The organism is Candidatus Woesearchaeota archaeon (assembly GCA_016192995.1).
Lineage (GTDB): Archaea > Nanobdellota > Nanobdellia > Woesearchaeales > DSVV01 > JACPTB01.
This window is the reverse complement of sequence record JACPTB010000010.1, coordinates 1-19527: the sequence shown is the minus strand read 5'-3', so window position 1 is coordinate 19527 and position 19527 is coordinate 1. Positions and strand designations below refer to the sequence as shown.

Genomic DNA, 19527 nt, shown 5'->3' with positions numbered 1-19527 from the left:
AATCATAACTCACTTTCTCATCTCATGGAAGATGTAGTTGTTATAAAAAACTTAGAAAAATCTTTTGGCAGCATAAAGGCAGTTGATAGCATTAGCTTTACGATTAAAAAAGGAGAAATCTTTGGATTATTAGGTCCGAACGGCGCAGGTAAAACAACAACTATCAACATGATCTCTTGCTTAAGTGTCCCAAATAACGGTGAGATTACTGTATACGGTTATAATGTTAAAAAGGAGCCTCAAAAAGTAAAACAACAACTCGGTTTAGTTCCGCAATTTAATTCCCTTGATGAAGAAATTACAGCGCTGCAAAATTTAACTTTTTATGCTTCTTATTACAGCATTCCTGAAATGCAATCAAAACCAGTAGCATTAGAACTTTTGAAATTAATTGGTTTGTTGGAAAGAAAAGATGAAAATATTGCAGGTTTTTCAGGAGGTATGAAACAGCGTTTGCTCCTTGCCCGCGCCTTGGTAACAGAGCCAAAATTCTTAATTCTTGACGAACCGACGATTGGATTGGATCCTCAAGTGCGAAGAAAAATATGGGAATATATCAATGAATTCAGAAAAAAAGGCATCACTATCCTATTGACAACACATTATCTTGATGAAGCTGACGAACTATGCGACAGAATTGGCATTATTGACCATGGTAAGATATTGATGATTGATACACCCCATCATCTTAAGAAAAAAGTATTGTCAGAATCAAGAGTTGAAATAAAAGTTTCTTCTTTGCCACCAAAACTTGAAGAGGAGTTAAAAACTATTGAGCATGTTGTTGAAGTAAAATGTCACGATCATCAAGATGAGAAGCACATCATTATTTTTGCAAATAATGTAGCAGATTGCATTATTCAGATTGATAAAACAATAAAAAAACATACAGCATTATTGCACATGGGGATTAAAGATATGTCGTTGGAAGATGTCTTCATTAGACTAACCGGTGAGGAGATGCGGGATGCCAAATAGTTTCACTAGTTTTATTGCATTATTCAAACGTGATTTGCACGTGTTTTTTCGTAATTTTAGAAGCAATATGTTGAGAGTAATCCTTCAGCCGCTCTTTTTTATCGTTGTATTTGGGATTATTTTAGCAAAAGCAGGAATTGTTCCAGAAAATTTTTCATCAATCATGGCGCCAGGCATTATTACGATCGGCTTGATGTTTTCAGCAGGCTTTGGTGTTGTTGCCTTAGTAGGATTAAGTTTTTTCAGAGATAAAGAAATACGGTCGCAAATCCAGGTTCCAATAAGCATTGAACTATTAGGATTGGAAAAAATACTATTTGGCGTATTTCAAGGAGTATTTTCAGGAGTAATTATTTTATTATTAGAACTATTTTTATTAAATAATGTATTTTCTATAAAACTCATTAATATATTTCCCTTATTATTAGTCATGATCTTAACGTCAGCAATCTTTGCGTCTCTTGGATTAATAGTTTCAAGTGTATTTAGAATTCCAGCGTTAATGTTTGAGTCATTTAACTTAGTGGTTACAACCTTTATGTTTTTTGGCGGAACCTTTTTTTCATTGGCAATCATTAGCTCAATTAACAAATATGCTAGTTACATTCTCTATGTTATTCCTAATATTTATACTAATGAAGCATTGCGCAGTTTATTAACTGCTCATCAAGGAAGCTTGCCTTTAGGTTATTGTTTGTTAGGATTAACCATTTTTGCAGCTTTATTTATGGTATTAGGCTTAAAGGCGTTTAAGAAACGGGCGATTAATTGAACATCTTTATAAAATACAAATATTTTCCTTAAATAGGGATGAGTGATAAAGAAAAGTCTATTGATTTTTGTTTAGATGAGATTAAAGAACAGTATGGGATTTTTTTGGAAGGATTCGATGATATCAAGAAGAAAAGTGAAATATTATTAGTAGTTTGTTCTTTAATTATTCCTTATTTTGAAGATATTTTTTTATCAATAAATAAATATAAATCTATTGATGTTAAAACAGCTGTAATTAAAAGTTATAAACGGGATTTAGAACGTAATCTCTCCCAAATTGAAAAAAAGCGAGAATCTGTTCGAAATGCCGAAACATTTATAAAAATAGGAATCATTTTAGTAGTAGGTAATTTATTATTTGTAATAATGATTTAAGGTGAACAAATGCCTAATATTAAAACACAAAATAAAGATAATGTCTGTACTGAAGAACCTAAAATAAGAAGTAGAATTTTCTTTAAAGAAAATTTCAATGAAGATGAACCAGTTCTTAAGAAATAATAAGTAGTTTTCTATTAATCAAGACCACCTGCAGGAAGTTTCCAATGAACTCTTTTTTGTTCTTGATAATAATGTTTTCTGCAAAGATAGCTCCATCCGCTATCCTTATGTTTTCCTTTCATTAAACTAGGATAAACTTCTCCATATGCTTTATTATTACAAGTTCCTCTATAATCACAATGAGGCATTGTCTTGCTTCTTACTCTTTTCATTTTTTACCAACAGCTTCTTCTTGTTTTCAGACTCAGAGATATAATTTTCATCAGATACAATTGAACGTCTTAACTCTTTTTCAGTTTCTTTTCGTGCATTGCCTGCTACTTTTCCGCCTCTTTGGCTGGCATTTTTACATTTATTAAATCCAGGTGTATCTTCTGTTTTAGTAATCTCAGTAGTTACCCTTTCTCCAAGCATAGTAAATATTAATTCTAAATCATTCATGTGATCGCGTAAATTTCCTTTATTTAATCCTTTGAATTGTTTATACTCCTCAACTGTTTTGCCAAATGTTGCTTTACTGATTTCATTGGTTAAGATGGCAAATTCCCTACTTTCTTCAACACCGCGTTTTTTCCATTCATCAGTTAATTCCTGCCTTATAGCAATTCCTCTAACTCTTTTCTCAATCCAATCATCAGAATATCCTTTTAACCTATACAGTTCTTTCATTCTTTTTTGAGTAAGCTCTGGATCCTCTATTTCTTGAACTCGTTCATAACCTACTTGTGCCAACCATTGTTTGAATGGTTCTGCTTTAAGAGATGGAATTGATTGAATGACTCTGAACATATTCTTAGTATTTGCACAGTCTGTCTCTCTTAATTTACCGTCTTCTGCAAGTAATTTCAACTGTACGATATTATCGTACGGTTCAAAACCTTCAGTAGAAAGCTTTGTTTTTAAGTCAGACCAATATCTTTTAGGTACAGTACTAGCTTCTAATGCAGCTATAACATCTATTACTGAAAAATACCATTCTTCATTATACCAAATCCTTCGTATTTTCTTATCTTGAAAAACTACTAAAGCATTATTTTTATCCATAACTTCACTAAACTCTTTGCCTTTATATATCCTACGCCACCATGTCCAGTGGCAAAAGTGTCGAGTGCTTTAAAGTGGAGAATTCACTATTTTTAGCCTTATTCGAAAATTCACACTGGACAATCGGAAAGATTACGGAAAAATAGAATTATTTAATCTAATAATTGTTCTACTTCTTCATCTCAATAGTCTGGGTAGGGAAGGCAAATTCAATTCTGTATTGCTCAAATCTTCGTTTTATCTCAAAATTAATCTCGTTCTGTGTTCTAAAAATAACATCGCCGTCTTTGCTGTTAATATAATACATAACTTTTATATTGAGTGAATACGCTGCAAATTCATCAAAAAACACGTGATAATTTTTGGTAGTAAGTTTATGTTTTTCTATAATATCTTTAACTATTTCAATTGCCTGCTCTAGTTTTTTAGTAGGAGTGCTGTAAACTAATCCAAGGATGCATTTTATTTTTCGAGCAGGTTCGCGGGTAATATTTTCTATAATTTGGTCAGTAAACTTGAGATTAGGGATAATCACTTCAGTCTTATCAAGGGTTCTTATTTTAGTTGAACGCAGGCCAACTTCTTCAACAATGCCATCATAAGTGTCAATTTTAATTCGCTGCCCAATTTTAAATGGCTTGTCGGCAATGATCGTTATTCCTCCGAACATATTAGCAAGAACATCTTTTGCTGCAAAAGCAAATGCTAATCCGCCTATTCCTAATCCTGCAAGAATGGAGTTAACATTATACCCAAAATCATCAAGAATCATAATGCCGGCAATAATGACTAAGATGATTTTAACAATTCTTCTTAAGATCGGAACAAGATGGTCATCTAAATCAGAAGCAGTTTTAGCAGCCAAGGGTTGTAAATACTGGACAATGATCTCATCAAGGAATTTAATTAAAAACCATACAATGTTAATTATAACCAACACTGAAGTTATACGCTCAAAAAAAGTCAATATTCCCTGGCTTAAGATTAAGGTGCGATAAGCAATATTCAAGGATATAACAAATAATAAGAAAACTAATGGTCCATGAATTGAGTTAATAAGAATATCATCAAACTTGGTCTCAGTTTTCTCAGCAAACTTAATTAAAATGTTTTTAATAATATAATAAGCAATCTTTCCAGCTATATATCCCGCCGCAATTATACCTAATGCTATGAGATACTGTAAAACCGTATTATCAAAGTATGTTTGAGTAAGTATAGTGCTAAAATCAACCATAGTCTGGGAAAAAAAGTGTATGTTTTTAAATATTGTGGCGATAACTTTAATTCCATCTAGAGTCTAAACAGTATTTATATAAATGAACATCTTTCTATAAGCCTAGGAGGATTGATCATTATGACTGAAACAAATAAAGAATCTGGTATTAAATGGATTGTAGTGCTTTTAACGATAGGTATTTTGGTATTAGGTATATTGGCGTACACTAAAACTCCGTCAGTCGTTAATAGTAATGGTGTAACTTCAGATACTTCTACTATTAATATGGCTGGAAAAGCAGAATCTAAAGAAGCGCCTGATGAGGCAGTTGTTTATATTAGTGTGCAAACCAAACATAAAGATGTTGTTGAAGCGCAAACGCAAAACAAAGAAAAGATGAATGTGGTAATTAATAACTTAAAATCATTGGGCTTAAAAGACAAAAACTTGCAGACAGATAATTATAATATCTATCAAGATCGCCAGTGGGATTATGAAACCAAAAAATACATTGATAATGGCTATCAAGTAAGCCATCGCCTTGTCGTTACTACCAATGATATTGAGCTTGTAGGGAAAGTGCTTGATACTGCCATAAAAGCAGGAGCTAATAATGTTGATAATATCCAATTCAAATTATCAGATAAAAAGCAGAAAGAAGTTGAATTGCAGTTATTAGCAGAAGCAACCAAAGATGCTAAAGCTCGGGCACAAACACTAGCAGAAGCTGCAGGCATGAATCTGGGAAAAGTGCTTTCTTTAGGGCAATCAACAGGATATACACCAGTATATTATAATGACTATCGAAAATATGCTGTTGCAGAGATGGCAGCAACTGCAGAACCAACAACCATTAATCCGCAGGATGTTACCGTTATGGTTAATGTGAATGTGGTGTATGAGTTGGAGTAAATCCAACTGATCTTTTATTTTTTTAATTCAATTCAGGCTCTGTAGAAAATGTAGTTTTTGGTGCCATGCTGGTGATTATCCTTCAAATTAGTACGTGGGAAAAAAGGAAGTTCCAGTAGGAATTTTTTCCTTATTGTAAACAAGTGAGATAATCACGGCACCAAAACCGAGGCTATGCCGAGATTTTCTATAGAGCCTTCAATTCAGAAATATTCTTAAATAAGAAAATTCAGTAACTTAGTATGCCTGAACTTCAAGTACCTGATTTAGTGAACAATTATCTTACGTTTTGCAATTATAGGGAACGTGCTACTTCTACTAAAGTAATTGATTTAAGCTCATGCAGTTGGCTTTTCCCAACAACGTTATTGCTATTAGGAGATTTCATAAAGAAAAATCAAACGATGAAATATTTACCGCCTTATAACCATAATGTAGCAAATTACGTGGGTTTAGTAAGAGGAGTTATTAAGATTGAAGAACTTGAAAATAAATCTTATGTACCATGTGTTCAATTACCTAATAAACGTGAAAAAGTAATAGATATCTTAGAATTTATCTTTAAATTGCACAAAAATGGCAAAGAATATGGTGGTGAAAACGTATTTAAGTATTTAGTGAGTGAGTTAGTAGATAATATTTATCAACATTCAGAATTTCATAATGCTTTAGTTATGGCGCAACGTTATGATAAGAAAGGTTTTGTAGAGATTTGTTTTTTTGATGATGGCATAACTATTCCAGGTAGTTTTCAAAAGGCTGGTTTAATTTTTAATGATCATGAAGCCATAGTAAGAGCTGTTAATGGTCTTTCAACAAAAAGTAAAGACAGAGGATATGGACTTAGTACTAATTTAGACATATTCACTAAGGGCATGAATGGAGAAGTTCTAATTGTTTCAAGGGCAGGAGCCTTATATATTGGGAAGAATTTAGAAAAATTATATATACTTAAACAGATATATACACTAGAAGGTACATTAATAAGCATTAGAATACCATTACCAGCTCCAAAAGTGGATTTATATGAACACCTCAACTAAAGTTATTATCAAAGATAAGATTTCAGTAGATTTAGCACTGAGAGAATCTGCAAAAAAGTTCTTTCAAGAAATTGCAAGGTTATCTACTAAATATATTTCTGTAGATTTCAAAGGTGTAAAATCAATATCACGTTCTTTTGCGCATGAGTATATAACAAGGAAAAAAATAATGAAACAGAATATCAGTGAGATTAATGTTCCTGAAAATGTAAGAAAAATGTTTGATATAGTGAATGAACCACAAGATAAAATACAGATACTTGACATAAAAAGAATAAAAGCAGTTAGTTTGTAATTTGTTTAGAGAAGATATGTGCAGAAGCATCAGCAGAACCAACAACCATTAATCCGCAGGATGTTACCGTTATGGTTAATGTGAATGTGGTGTATGAGTTGGAGTAATGTTATGTTTTTCTTTAATATATTCCGTACGTAATATAAGTCTGGGGTTTTAGCGCCTATTTTGTGAAGCTCTTCTATCTTTACAATGGGGATTTTTCGGAGTGCCAGAGAGAAAAATCCAATCGATATGAACTTCAAAAGCTGAACCGGCGCTAAAACTTAAGAAGACTTATTACGCACTATATTCCACAAAATATATATACCGCCTTGTCAAGAAACTATACTATAATATATTATTATTTTAAAATAGGTGATTTCATGGATAAAAAAGCATTAAGCTATGGTTTATTATTAGTTCTTGTTGTTGGTGTTGTTGCAATGGTTGCAATGTTTCAGATGTCAAATACTGCTGGGAAAGCAACAGGATATGCAGTAAAATCTCAAAAAGGTTTGCAACAGCTTGGTTCACCGAAACAAAAAGAAGGTACAACACCGTTTGAATTCTTAAAAAAGCAAATGATGGATTTAGGATTAAGTGAAGATGAATTTTGGAAGCGTCTTTGTGCAAGTAATACAGCGTTAATAGATTTTGGTGATGGAGAATATGATTGGTTAATGTGGTGTAAAACATTACATACATCACCTGATCAAGAAACAAACAAAAAAGTCAAAGGCTTTATTGAAAATAAAGTAAATGATAATGCAGGAAAGAAAAAATTTACAGCTTCTGATTTTAAACAGTCTGCATGGTTGACAGGTGCCGAACCAAGTTTAAAACAAATTGTTCTCGGGAGGGAATTAACAGCGCAGGAATTAATCATGCCAATGGATCCTGAAGGGGTTATGGCTATGTTAAAAAATAAAGAGGGTATTGGTGGCAGAGGTCAAGTTCAAAAAGAAAAGGCTGTGGGATTACCTCAAAGTCCAACGGGAGGTAAAAAAGGTAGTAAAGGTACTGGACTTGAAGGCTCTAAAAGCAAGGGTGGAGACAAAGGTTCAAAAGGTGCCAAGTCTGGTGGTAATCTTTGGTCAACAGTAAGTTGCGCAACAGACGCAATGAAAAATAAGCCAGGATCAAATTTGCCTCCAGGTGCAGGCGGCCCAAGTGGAGGAGCAGGAACACCTGGTTCAGTTGCAACTTCAGGTGAAGCAGGTAGTGGTGCAGTTGCTGGTCAAGGTGGTATGGCGCCAGACAAGAAAGAGGTTAAAGCAAAAGGATGTTTTGGAATTAATTTAGGTGAACTCGGTGGTTATGCAGCACAAGGTGCTACGTCAGCATATAAAGCAGCTCTTGAAAAATCGTTTGGTTGGAGTGTAAAATCTACAACAACTACTACAAAAGGAAGTGCAAAAACTACCGTTGAAAAAACTGTTAAATTTACGCCAGATGGTTATAGTAGTGAAGGTGGAGGAGTAGTTACCGGTAAAGTAACAGAAACAACAACAACAACAACAGAAGTAGGGGGTAAAACAGTAGGAGGAAGTACTACAACAGGGTCGTATAAAGGAGATGCATTTTCAGGTAATGTTGGTGGTACATTCGCGGGAACTGTTAGTGATAGTGCAAAACTTAATGATAATGTCAATAAAGCTGCAACTGCAGACGCAAAAGGCAAAGGTGGAGATGCTGGTCCTAAAAATAAAGATAAGGGAGAGGTTAAAAATACACCACCTAAAGAAACTGGTAAAGGTTCTAATCCAGATGAAGACTCATTTAATCCATGCGGAAGTCTTGCAAACAATGTTATGGGTTGTTTTAGTGCAGGGGTTTTAGGGAAATCTGAAAATGATATGCTCTTAGATAAATTAGCAGCATGCCAAAAAGAGAAAGGTGCTGGTGGAGATAAGATGACTGGAGCTGCTGTTATAATAACAGGTGCTGGTGGTGGTAATCCAGATCAAGATCCAACTAGTGGTAATCCACAACAAGGGAAAGTACTAGGTGCTGCTTGTGCTGGTTTGTCACCAACTTGTACACAGTTCATAGAATCGCTTAAAGGCAAACCAATTGACACTGATCCAAATGCAGGACATCCATGTGCTAAACCAAGTCAGGCATTAATATTCCCAATTCAAGGAATGTGGACAGATCCATCTCCTGATATGGAATCAAGTGGAACAGCAGGAGCTGAAGGCGCAGAAGAAGCTGGATCACAAGCTGATCAATCAAGTGAAGCAGCAAAAGGTGGTGAATCAAGCGGTGCTATGATGGATGAAAGTTCCTCCTCAGGTTCAGCAATGCAGGAAAGTGGCGGTTCATCTAAAACAGGTATGATGGGCAGCACGCAATAATATTTTCTTTTTTCCTCTTTTTTATTCTTAATCTTTATAAACAACCATTAATCATAGCATTATATGAACTACCATCAGCTCGGTTTAATCTCAGGCATTGAAATTCATCAGCAGTTAGAAGGCAATAAATTATTCTGCGCTTGTCCAACTGAAATCATTGATGCTCAACCAGATGCAATAGTCGAACGTGTATTACGTGCAGTTGAAGGAGAAACTGGTGAGATTGATATAGCAGCTTCCCATGAGCAAAAAAAACAAAAATATTATCGTTATCATCTTTACCATAAAAATACCTGTCTTGTTGAGATTGATGAAGAGCCGCCTCATCCAGTCAACAAAACAGCATTGAAAACTTGTTTAATTGCAGCAAAATTATTGGATGCAAAAGTAGTTGATGAAATTCAATTTATGCGGAAAACAGTTATTGACGGGAGCAATGTTTCAGGTTTTCAAAGAACAGCATTGGTAGCCACTGATGGCTTCATTGAAACAAGTTTTGGTAAAGTATCAATACCAACGATTTGTTTAGAAGAAGATTCTGCTAAAATTATTGAAAAACACACTGATTATGCAGTGTACAATCTCTCAAGATTGGGCATTCCTTTAATTGAAATTGCAACAGCTCCAGACATGCATAGTCCTGAACAAGTAAAAGAAGTAGCAGAAAAGATTGGTATGCTGCTTCGGGCAACTAATGCAGTGAAGCGTGGTTTAGGAACTATTCGACAGGACCTTAATATCTCGATTAAAGGCTGTCCACGAGTAGAAATCAAAGGCGCACAGGATTTGCATTTGATTCCTAAAATTGTAGAGTACGAGGTTCAACGCCAGCAGAATATGCTTGCGTTAACTGAAAAGTTGCAGCGTATTCCTCTGCTCAAACAACAAGCTGCTCAAAACTTAACGCAAATATTCACCAACACGCAATGCGCTTTTTTACAGAAAGCAATCAAAGAGGGGAAAGGAATTTATGGCTTGAAAATCCCATGTTTTGCTGGGATATTTGGCAGTGAATTAATGCCAAATCATCGTGTTGGAACTGAAATTTCAGACAAAACTAAACTATTAACTGGAGCAGGAATAGTGCATTCAGATGAACTGCCTAAATTCGGTATTACAGACAAAGAAGTTGCTGTGATCAGGGAAAAACTTTCTTGTAACAAAGATGATGCTTTTGTCTTAAGCGCAGTTAAACATGACCATGCTAAAATAGTCTTTGAAATAATTATTGAACAGATCAATTTATTGCGCAGTGGTGTTATTTCAGAAGTTCGCGCAGCAACGCAGGAAGCAACTTCAAAATATATGCGGCCAATGCCAGGAAGTGCAAGAATGTATCCAGAAACAGATATTCCTTCAATTCCAATAACTGAACAATATTTGAAATTATTGTCTTTGCCGGAAACTCTTGAAGCAAAGCAAACAAGATTAGAAACGCTTGGTTTAAGCAATGATTTAGCTGAATTGTTAGTTAAAAAAGGCGATGTTGCATTTTTTGAAACATGTGTAGCTCATTACAAAAATCTCAAGCCTGCATTTATTGCTGAAGTGTTATTGCCTAAGCTATTGGAAGTGAAGAGAAAGTACAATGTTGACATTGATAAAATTACTCAGCCCCAGATCAAATTATTACTAGGGCATCTTAATCAGGGCTCTATAGTTAAAAGCAGTGTTGAAGAGATTTTTTTGCAGTATGCTCAAGGTAAAGAAGTCAATTATGGGAAATTCAAAGGAATATCAAGAGCTGAGTTAGAAAGAGCAATAAAAGAGATTATTGCTAGCAACAAAGGCAAGCCAGTTGGAGCTATAATGGGTTTAGTGATGAAAAGATACCAAGGCAACGTAGATGGTAAATTAGTTAGTGAAATTCTTCATAAATTTATATAATCTTTAATGATTGAAACAGTTAAATATAAAAAGCCAAAAAGTTCCTAACTAATTATGTCAGGAATTGGTGCAGAAGCATATAAAGAAAGCCTTGAAGAAGATGCAGAAAGATACAAGCACAGTAAGCGGAATCTTTTTGGGCTTAATAGTTTCTTCTTAGTACTTTTTATCCTTATTTTCCTTATACCTATGGGAGTGACAAAAACAATTATAGCTATCATTGTCTTGTTAGTTCTCTATGGGTTTGTAAGGATATATGCATTAAATTAGTCACTCTAATGTGATCTAATAATCTAATCAGGTAGGTAGGAATTATTCGTAGTGAATAGCATAATTTGACGGAGAGAAAAAAATAATATTGGCGCAAACGGCATGTATCATGCCGAGCTTTTACCGCAGTAAAAGCGGTTTGCCTGCCAATAATATTATTTTTTTCGACAAGACAGAACAATAAATATGCTGCCCACTCAAATAGTTAACATAACAGAGGTGTTAGTCATGGTTAAGCGAAGAAATCCAGCATTAGTGATTATCTTTATGATAATCACGTTAGGAATTTATGGTATCTATTGGTTTGTAAAAACAAAAGAAGAGATAAAATCCCAGGGCGCTCAAATTCCAACAGCATGGTTGCTTATTATTCCTATTGTTTGCCTTTATTGGCTTTTTAGATATGCAGAAGGGTTTTCAAATTATGTACGAAAAGACAACAGTCCAGTACTATGGTTTTTTTTCATGTGGTTTATTCCGATCATACCCATTGTTTTAATACAAATGGATTTGAATAAATTAACTTTATAAATCATCTCCAGTTCTTATAGATCATGTCAATCTCAGCAGCTGAACGATTTAAACTGAATAAAATTATCAAAACTCTGGAACAATATAGAGGCAGGCATACTGAATTAGTGACTGTCTATGTTCCTGTCGGTTATGAAATGACTAAAATTATGAATCATCTTGCTCAAGAGCAGGGTACTGCCAAGAACATTAAATCTAAGCAGACAAGAGACAATGTCACTGCTGCTTTAGAAAAGATGATTCAGCATTTACGGATTGTAGGAAGAACTCCGGCAAATGGTTTAGCTGCATTTGCAGGCAACGTGGCTGAGCGTGAAGGTCAGTCAGATATTCAAGTTTGGAGTATTGAACCGCCAGTGCCTTTAAACTTGCGGTTGTATAGATGTGATAAAGAATTTATTCTTGAGCCATTAAAAGAGATGTGTGAATCAAAAGCAGTGTATGGATTAGTGGTTCTTGATAGAAGGGATGCAATTATAGCATTGCTTAAAGGAAAAACAATAATTCCCTTAGTTAAAACGCATTCCGAGGTTCCAGGAAAGTTTAAGGCCGGTGGTCAGAGTTCAGTCCGTTTCGCACGCAACCGAGAGCTTTCAGCAAAAGATCATTATAATAAAGTTGGGGATTATATGAAAGATCAATTTTTAGGGCGAAGTGAAATTAAAGGGATTTTAGTAGGCGGTCCTGGCCCAACAAAATATGAGTTTGTTGAAGGAGATTTTATTACTAATGAAGTTAAAAAGAAGATTCTCGCTATTAAAGATTTAGGATATACTGAAGAGTTTGGATTGCAGGAATTAGTTGATAAATGCGAAGATGTTCTTGCTTCTGAAGAAATAGCAGAAGAAAAAAAGATCATGCAGAAATTTTTCAGTATGTTCAGCACTGAGCAGGGTAAAGTTGCTTATGGAGAAAAAGATTGCATGGCGCATGTTAAAAATGGTGTGGTTGACACTTTGTTATTATCAGAGCAATTAGATGATGCAAAAATAGAAGCATTTGAAGAAGCAGCAAAGCAATTTAACACCATAGTTAAATTAATATCAACAGAAACAAGAGAAGGCGTGCAATTAAGGGATTTAGGTAAAGTGGGAGCAATATTAAGATATGATGTTAGTGGACAATAATTAGTCTATGGTAAAACTAAGATAGAAATGATTATTTTAAGGAAATATCTCTCTTCATTCCCTGATAAACACGCATTAACCCATTTCCAAGATTTTCGTGCAACTGACCCAATTGGCTTACTATTGGATTTCTTCTTGCATTTTCATCTGCTTGATATGAAATTCCCTTACTATTTGGAGATCTAATATCATCTACCATTTCTCTCGTAGTAACTCTCATTCCTATTCTATAAAATTCAATTCCTTCTCTACTCCATGCTTTCTGTACTGCCTCATCAGCTAATAAGTCATCCATAACCGAAGGATATGATCTCTGTTTATATTGATTTACCTAAACTTGGCAAAGAGTTCAAGTTCTTTTTTATTCGGTAAATACAGTTTATATTTTGACATTCTGTGGAAAACAGCAAAAAAGTAGCAAAATATTTATATATAAGTTAGTATATAATAGTTACAAGTTAATAACTATAGGTGATTAAAATGCAAGAACTCAAACATTCCCCCACATTGAATACCGTCCTTATGGTAGAAGATACACTAAAAAACATGAACGAAAGCGTCATAACCGTTGCAGAGCTTAAACACCACCTTCCACGCCAAGTAAACCATAATACTCTTAAAGTCATTCTTGAATACCTTGAACTCAGCAATAAAATCCTAGTTACCATGCGAGGCATAACCTGGATACACAACCCTAATCCAAATCTCCAAAAAGCAATCGCAGAGGGACTTGAATTATGAAGATAGTGCGTGTAAAATTATCTCCAGAAGCTGAAGAGGTGTACAAATACCTCAATGAAGAAGCACCAACTTCAAAAACGGAACGGATGATTCTCAAAGCAGTTAATCAAAAAGTAGAACTTATTAAGACTAATCCCCACTACGGCGATCCCATAGGAAAAGACAAAATTCCTGAGGAATATAAACAAAGATATTCTGTAGTAAATCTCTTTCGAGTAGAACTCCCTGCTTTTTGGAGAATGTTGTACACTTTAACTGAGGGAGAAAGTGAAATAGAAATTATTGCTTTTGTTCTCGATATTATTGACCATAAAGAATATGATAAAAAGTTTGGTTATAGAGGAATCTAGCGCTACACCCTTATGTTTTACTCTATCATGTAGTAATCTATAATAGCGAACCTATATTTTTAATATTGTTCTGTTCGCTATTATGTTTGCAGAACATAACACTTTCATTAATTATTTATGTTCTGCATTATAATTTTCTCAAAGTAAGAAAAAACTGAAATCAATAAACATATAAATAAAATTCTTTCACATAAACTTGATGTCAGAACTTATTCAAGAAGCATTGAAAGAACTCTATCCGGAAAAAGCATCGGTGTATGAATTTGATTTAACCTACTCCGGAAGATTTAGATCATATAATGCTAATGTTAAGTACAATCGTTCTAAAATGGAATTTTATTTAAGCAAACATTGGAGAAAAATCAGTGATGAGATTAAAATTGGTTTATTGCAAAGCCTTATGTTAAAGGTATTTGGCAGAGAAAATGCGCAAGCGCCCTCTACGTTGAATTTAGAATTATATAATACCTTTCTTAAAAATATCCATCTAGCAATCCCTAAATCAAAGCAAGACGCTATTCTAAAGCAATCATTTGACCGGGTGAATAATATTTACTGTAATGGTTTAGTTGATGCGCCTAATCTAGTTTGGGGTCAGCAATCAACAAGGAAACTGGGGAGTTATGAATATGGTTCTGATAAAATTATTATCAGTTCAGTGTTAAGAAATGCTCCTGAAGAACTATTGGATTATGTGATGTATCATGAATTGCTTCATAAAAAGCATAAATTTAATTGCACTTCAGGGAGATCATATCATCACACTGCTTTATTCAAACAGGATGAATCTAAATTTAATAAGTATGATGAAATGGAAAATAAGCTGCGGAATTTTCTTATAAAAAGAAGAATATACTCTTCTCTACACAGGTTGACAATGTCATTAGCATTTTAATTTTCATCTGCCAGTAATGAATTACGCAAAAATAGAAACGTATTTATATCCCTTCGATTATAAAAACTATTTGGGGGTGTACGGTTTGGGATTAGTAGGTACAGCAATGTTAGAGGACTTAAAGGAACAAATAAGAAAAGCATTTACTAAGATCAAACTCGAATTAAACGACCATAGAGAAAGCATTAATGAAAATACTAATGAACTTCAAACAAATTATGAATATCTCTGTCGTTTAGACGCTAAGATAGAAAAGCTTACTGAGCGTGTAGATGAGTTAGTATTGTTTATTGGTCAAGTATCAGGTAAGCAGCAAAAAAAATATCACGTTGATAAATTAACAAGAAATGAGCAAGAAGTGTTTATGGCTCTTTACACCTATGAAAAAAATGGTATTGCTAATTTTGAAGTTGCAAGAAAAGTTGGATTGTCAGTTGATTTAGTTTCTCTGTATATATCTAACTTAATTGTAAAAGGCATCCCTATTCTTAAGCGTATGGTTAATGATACCGTGCATTACTTTCTTGATCCAGAATTTAAAATATATCAAGCAAAAGAGAACATTCTTGGGATTAATCAGGATATTGCAGTAGCAATTACTATGAAATAAATAATAAGAAAAAAATAGGTGATGAATTATCTATTCATCATCCCAGTCATTAGAATTATCATCCTCGTCATCTCCTAATATATGCCATTCCATAGTTTTAACCTCCGTACTCATTATTAACAAATGATTTAGCTTAGTAAGCCTTATCAGTTGAGTATGAAGTCGAGAGTTATTTCAAGTATATTTAAATGTTATGAAAAGTTTATAAACTATACCCATCATAAAGAATATGATGGGTATAGTCTATAAACTTGGATGTTATATCGAAGAAATTATTCTTGCAGTTCTTATTTTTATTAACATCCTCGATTTTCTCGAGATTATTACTCCTGAATGGGATTATATTGACAAGCTGGTATCCTGGGTTGCATTAGGATACCTCTTATATCGCGTTTCATTGACTAAGCTATTCTTCGGAGAAAAGCATAAAATAGGTGATGGCGCTCTTGTTATTGCTTATTTTCTTATGATAATGAAGAATTTAATTAATGCAGCTCAGCTTAGCCAGACAGAGCTTCTCCATAAAGCTTCAGAACTTATTTCATTTGCAGAAACAAAATTAACTGCTGGGATGAGTTATATTACTATCAGGGTTGCAGACTTGCAGCATCTGACAACAGCAGATTTCAGCAAAGAAGTGATGCAAAACATATTCAATGGGATCACCTTATCAAATCCTGAAGTAGTGGTTCATATTACTGATGGAAAAGCATCGCGGTTTCTTGTTACTGACGTTGATTCTTTTCTTATTCCTTTTATTAATACCGTTGTCAAACATGCTGCGCTTATTGACAAAATCAGTTTTATCATGGGCGGTATTATTCTGATAGGATTATCATTATATTTTGGTTATAGGTATACTATAAAATCACCGAGTTTGTTGCATGTTATACATGAAGAAGGTTCTTTGAATAAAAAATGGAAATATATGGTAAGGGCTTTGGTGATTTTCATAGTGCTTGTTGGATTTTTTATCATAATATTTAATTTAATTATGGAATGGCTTGGGCTTGCTATTGACGCTCCTCTTTTGATTATTGCTATATTCACCTATCTGTTATTATTATTAAAGCATCATGACAAATTCCATCCTCATTCTTTTATTTTTAAAATGGGGAGTTTAGGAGAATCTTTTTATGAACATTTTATAACGATGTTTCATTCAAGGCAGGGCTTAATATTTGGAGTAACAGGAATGCTGGTGCTGCATCTTTTAACTGATGTTGGTAACTTCCTTATTCCTTATTTAATTCATGTCCATGACCGGATGTACTTTGATTATCTTGGGGCAGGGCATACGATCATTTTTAATTTCAAGGAGTTATTTACAACGCAAGCCCATGGTTTGCTGATCAGTGACCTTGCATCTGCTTCCTTTCCAGAAACGATGTTTATAATAGGAGGGTATCTTCTGAACATTATAGCTATCGTGTTTCTCTTTGTATTTCCTGCGTTGATATGGTACGCAATATATCGAAAAGAATCCCTTAAAATACCTCCAGCTTTTCAGTACCTTTTTTTAGGAGGATTAGTTGTCTTTTTAGTAAATCCTGTGTTTAAGATAGCTTCTATTAAAACACCAGGATTTATAGGTGTTGATATTCTAACAAGATCTGTCAGCAGCAACATAACTCAGTTGCACATTAGTCTTCTCCTCGCTTTAGGGTTAATAATTATTGTTCTCATTTGCAATATGAATAATTTTTTTCATAATCATATCCAACATTTTTTAATTATAGCTGCAATGATTTATTTCATACTATATGTTTATTATTTTTTCATGAGTTATAGCAGCTTTTTCATCAATGCTGTTATTTCGCAATTTCAAATCCATTCGTTTTTTACCGGGATCTTTTTTTTAGTCTTTTTTATGATTACGATACTCTTTTATATTTTAGGAACAGGATTCTTTTTATGGGAAATTAAAAAAGCAGCAGGCAGATTATTATGAATATCGCTCAAAATATTCACCATCATAGCAGACGGATTGTTTCAAAAGCGCATCAAAATACAAAGAATGCAGTAGTGAGAACCGTTCAAGGAACAAAAATGATAGTAATTAAGGGAGAAGAAATTGTTATTGAATATGGAGAAAAGATAATTCAAGCTACAAGAAATGAGCGTTTTAGGAGAAACTTCAAATTATTGACAACAATACTTGTAATCAGCATCATAATATTGTTTTCCTATGTGCTTTTCAGATATAGAACATTTGAAGCTGAAATTCAAGAATTTATTCAAAACTATGGGTATGGAGGGATCATGGTAGTGTCTTTTATTCTTGATACTTTGATAATTCCTCTTGCGCCGGATATTGCTTTAATTTTTGGTATTCTGGGTGGTTTGCCATGGTATTCAGTGCTTGCTGCAGTGCTGATAGGCAGTACTATTGCGAGCTTTACTGGTTATTATCTTGGTATTCTCTACGGAAAACATGGATTAATCAGGATGTATGGAACAGTTAAATATTTGAAATGGAGCAGCCAATTTGAACAGCATGGAAAATGGTTAATGGTATTGGGAGCTACAACACCTGTTCCTTATGTTCCTATGTTAGGCGGTGTATTTAATTTAACCTTAAAAGAATTCATCCTATATGCGATTGTCCCAAGAACTTTGCGGTATCTAATGGTTGCATTATTTTTTGTTGGTGTGTTTTAGAGAGTTTTGAAAAGTTCTCTTATAAATATAATAAGAATACCATATTAGAACTATTGTTGAACCGATTGCAGTAGCTAAAACAACCCATATCCCATAAGGAGAAAAGAAACTGCTTACTAAAGTAATAATGCCGCTTATCTTAAACAAAGTTCCTCCGAGCATATGTGTTTTTTCCCAAACAACATCGCTTTCCAAGGTCCATGGTGTTCTAATCCCGGCAAAATAATTTCTTTTAAAATATTTCATAACACTACCTATGGCAAAAAATAATATCCCTATTCCAAACATGAAGAACAGTGAAAAATCAAGTTTAACATTGATCATAGCCAATAATAACAAAGTATGAACATAGCTGAAGAAAACAAGGAAACTTACGATGAGCCAGTCATAAGCATTTCTGAATCCCTCAAAATTTTTATGAATTGGATCATATCTAGGCAAATAATAAAGGAGTAAAAACAAAAATACACTTAATTCAGGAATAAAGAAAATCCAAAATGTTTTTGAACCGTAATCTTGAATAGTTCCATTTTCATCCCAATCAATAGGTACTTGAGCTGGCATTTTTTGATAAAAGTAAAAACTTATGCCAAACAGTATCAGAAAAATGATCAGAATACACCAGTTTTGAAGCTTCATGAAATATAAATAAGTAATGGAATATAAATATTTTACTTTAAGAAGTACGTAATAAGTCATGGGTTTTAGCGCCTACTTTTGTGAAGCTCTTCTCATACTAATTGTGGGGATTTTTCGGAGTTCCAGAGAGAAAAATCCAAGCGAAATAATACGTTTAAGCTGAACCGGCGCTAAAACTATAGAAGACTTATTACGTACTGATGGTATCTCTTTATTCACACCTACTTAGTAATTAACAGGAACATTTATATACAATCATGCAATACCTATCTTGGGGTAAATAAGATGAAAGATCATAAATTATTATCTCAAATACACAAACAATCCTATTCATTGTTATTCCTATTATTGTTGTCAGCAATTGTTTCAGGTTTTGATCCAATTCTTACTTCAACTGATACTCCAATTAATAGCGATGATGCAGATTTATATTTAACAGGTTTAGCTGAAGAACCGTATACAAATATCATTGATTGGAGATTGAATGGAATTTCAATTGCTTCGCTTAATCTGCCTTTTGAAGCGCATGCTGAATCTGCAACGAAGGCAAAAGATTACTCGACAAATAATAATGATGCTGTTGTCAACGGAGCTTTGTTCAAGCCAACAGATGGCTATGATAGTAAAGGTGCATATTATTTTACAGCAAATACTGGAATTACAACAACACAACCAATAGATGTATCAAAATATACCGTGAGCTTATGGATA

Annotated in this window: 23 protein-coding genes; 18 read left to right on the top strand and 5 right to left on the bottom strand. The window is 33.8% G+C overall.

The window, feature by feature from the left end:
• Nucleotides 1-24 precede the first annotated feature (24 nt).
• Genes HYY69_07300 through HYY69_07290 form a run of 3 tightly spaced genes read left to right on the top strand, consistent with a single transcriptional unit; the run spans nucleotide 25 to nucleotide 2127 of the window.
• Complete coding sequence (locus HYY69_07300) at nucleotides 25-978, top strand: ATP-binding cassette domain-containing protein (GenBank protein ID MBI3033255.1); 954 nt, start codon at nucleotides 25-27, stop codon at nucleotides 976-978.
• Nucleotides 968-1750: an ABC transporter permease gene (locus HYY69_07295; protein ID MBI3033254.1), complete on the top strand. Its 783-nt coding sequence runs from the start codon at nucleotides 968-970 to the stop codon at nucleotides 1748-1750. Before HYY69_07300 ends, HYY69_07295 begins: the two co-directional genes overlap by 11 nt.
• Nucleotides 1751-1788: 38 nt before the next feature.
• Complete coding sequence (locus tag HYY69_07290) at nucleotides 1789-2127, top strand: hypothetical protein (protein MBI3033253.1); 339 nt, start codon at nucleotides 1789-1791, stop codon at nucleotides 2125-2127.
• Between the two features lie 140 nt (nucleotides 2128-2267).
• Here HYY69_07290 and HYY69_07285 read toward each other — a convergent pair whose 3' ends face one another.
• The 3 genes from HYY69_07285 to HYY69_07275 all read right to left on the bottom strand — a co-directional run bounded on the left by HYY69_07285 (nucleotide 2268) and on the right by HYY69_07275 (nucleotide 4534).
• On the bottom strand, nucleotides 2268-2441 hold the full coding sequence (locus HYY69_07285) for a hypothetical protein (GenBank protein ID MBI3033252.1): 174 nt from the start codon (nucleotides 2439-2441) through the stop codon (nucleotides 2268-2270).
• The gene (locus HYY69_07280) at nucleotides 2428-3297 is read right to left on the bottom strand and encodes a phage antirepressor protein (GenBank protein MBI3033251.1); all 870 of its coding nucleotides are present in this window, start codon (nucleotides 3295-3297) and stop codon (nucleotides 2428-2430) included. The genes HYY69_07285 and HYY69_07280 overlap by 14 nt, the downstream gene beginning before the upstream one ends.
• 169 nt (nucleotides 3298-3466) lie before the next feature.
• A complete protein-coding gene (locus tag HYY69_07275; protein ID MBI3033250.1) occupies nucleotides 3467-4534 on the bottom strand; it encodes a mechanosensitive ion channel family protein in 1068 nt (355 codons plus the stop codon).
• 120 nt (nucleotides 4535-4654) lie between these two features.
• On the opposite strand from HYY69_07275, the gene HYY69_07270 reads away from it, so the two are divergent.
• The 8 genes from HYY69_07270 (at nucleotide 4655) to prf1 (ending at nucleotide 12920) form a co-directional block, all read left to right on the top strand.
• Nucleotides 4655-5428, top strand: a complete 774-nt coding sequence (locus HYY69_07270) for an SIMPL domain-containing protein (protein MBI3033249.1) — start codon at nucleotides 4655-4657, stop codon at nucleotides 5426-5428.
• Between the two features lie 242 nt (nucleotides 5429-5670).
• Nucleotides 5671-6471 carry a sensor histidine kinase gene (locus HYY69_07265; GenBank protein ID MBI3033248.1) on the top strand — a complete coding sequence of 267 codons (801 nt, stop codon included), beginning with the start codon at nucleotides 5671-5673 and terminating at the stop codon, nucleotides 6469-6471.
• The gene (locus HYY69_07260) at nucleotides 6455-6766 is read left to right on the top strand and encodes a DUF4325 domain-containing protein (GenBank protein ID MBI3033247.1); all 312 of its coding nucleotides are present in this window, start codon (nucleotides 6455-6457) and stop codon (nucleotides 6764-6766) included. Before HYY69_07265 ends, HYY69_07260 begins: the two co-directional genes overlap by 17 nt.
• A 365-nt stretch (nucleotides 6767-7131) precedes the next feature.
• On the top strand, nucleotides 7132-9105 hold the full coding sequence (locus HYY69_07255; GenBank protein MBI3033246.1) for a hypothetical protein: 1974 nt from the start codon (nucleotides 7132-7134) through the stop codon (nucleotides 9103-9105).
• Nucleotides 9106-9168: 63 nt separating this feature from the next.
• Entirely contained in the window at nucleotides 9169-10992 is a 1824-nt protein-coding gene (gene gatE, locus HYY69_07250; protein ID MBI3033245.1) for a Glu-tRNA(Gln) amidotransferase subunit GatE, read from the top strand.
• A gap of 54 nt (nucleotides 10993-11046) precedes the next feature.
• Nucleotides 11047-11262, top strand: coding sequence for a hypothetical protein (locus HYY69_07245; protein MBI3033244.1), 216 nt, complete (start codon nucleotides 11047-11049; stop codon nucleotides 11260-11262).
• Nucleotides 11263-11490: 228 nt separating this feature from the next.
• On the top strand, nucleotides 11491-11793 hold the full coding sequence (locus HYY69_07240; protein ID MBI3033243.1) for a DUF4234 domain-containing protein: 303 nt from the start codon (nucleotides 11491-11493) through the stop codon (nucleotides 11791-11793).
• 23 nt (nucleotides 11794-11816) lie between these two features.
• Nucleotides 11817-12920 (top strand): peptide chain release factor 1, encoded by a 1104-nt coding sequence (gene prf1 / locus HYY69_07235; protein ID MBI3033242.1) that lies wholly within the window; start codon nucleotides 11817-11819, stop codon nucleotides 12918-12920.
• A gap of 31 nt (nucleotides 12921-12951) precedes the next feature.
• Here prf1 and HYY69_07230 read toward each other — a convergent pair whose 3' ends face one another.
• On the bottom strand, nucleotides 12952-13215 hold the full coding sequence (locus HYY69_07230) for a hypothetical protein (protein MBI3033241.1): 264 nt from the start codon (nucleotides 13213-13215) through the stop codon (nucleotides 12952-12954).
• 185 nt (nucleotides 13216-13400) lie between these two features.
• Between HYY69_07230 and HYY69_07225 the strand changes: the two genes are divergently transcribed.
• From HYY69_07225 to HYY69_07200, 6 genes are all read left to right on the top strand, one after another.
• Nucleotides 13401-13661 (top strand): hypothetical protein, encoded by a 261-nt coding sequence (locus HYY69_07225; GenBank protein ID MBI3033240.1) that lies wholly within the window; start codon nucleotides 13401-13403, stop codon nucleotides 13659-13661.
• Complete coding sequence (locus HYY69_07220) at nucleotides 13658-14011, top strand: hypothetical protein (GenBank protein MBI3033239.1); 354 nt, start codon at nucleotides 13658-13660, stop codon at nucleotides 14009-14011. The genes HYY69_07225 and HYY69_07220 overlap by 4 nt, the downstream gene beginning before the upstream one ends.
• Before the next feature lie 199 nt (nucleotides 14012-14210).
• The gene (locus tag HYY69_07215) at nucleotides 14211-14906 is read left to right on the top strand and encodes a M48 family metallopeptidase (GenBank protein ID MBI3033238.1); all 696 of its coding nucleotides are present in this window, start codon (nucleotides 14211-14213) and stop codon (nucleotides 14904-14906) included.
• 85 nt (nucleotides 14907-14991) lie between these two features.
• A complete protein-coding gene (locus HYY69_07210; protein MBI3033237.1) occupies nucleotides 14992-15516 on the top strand; it encodes a hypothetical protein in 525 nt (174 codons plus the stop codon).
• A gap of 229 nt (nucleotides 15517-15745) precedes the next feature.
• Entirely contained in the window at nucleotides 15746-17467 is a 1722-nt protein-coding gene (locus tag HYY69_07205; protein MBI3033236.1) for a hypothetical protein, read from the top strand.
• Entirely contained in the window at nucleotides 17464-18177 is a 714-nt protein-coding gene (locus tag HYY69_07200) for a DedA family protein (GenBank protein MBI3033235.1), read from the top strand. The genes HYY69_07205 and HYY69_07200 overlap by 4 nt, the downstream gene beginning before the upstream one ends.
• Here HYY69_07200 and HYY69_07195 read toward each other — a convergent pair.
• Complete coding sequence (locus HYY69_07195) at nucleotides 18154-18816, bottom strand: SdpI family protein (GenBank protein ID MBI3033234.1); 663 nt, start codon at nucleotides 18814-18816, stop codon at nucleotides 18154-18156. The genes HYY69_07200 and HYY69_07195 overlap by 24 nt on opposite strands.
• 285 nt (nucleotides 18817-19101) lie before the next feature.
• Between HYY69_07195 and HYY69_07190 the strand changes: the two genes are divergently transcribed.
• Nucleotides 19102-19527: hypothetical protein (locus HYY69_07190; GenBank protein MBI3033233.1), on the top strand; the 426-nt coding region annotated here is incomplete at its 3' end.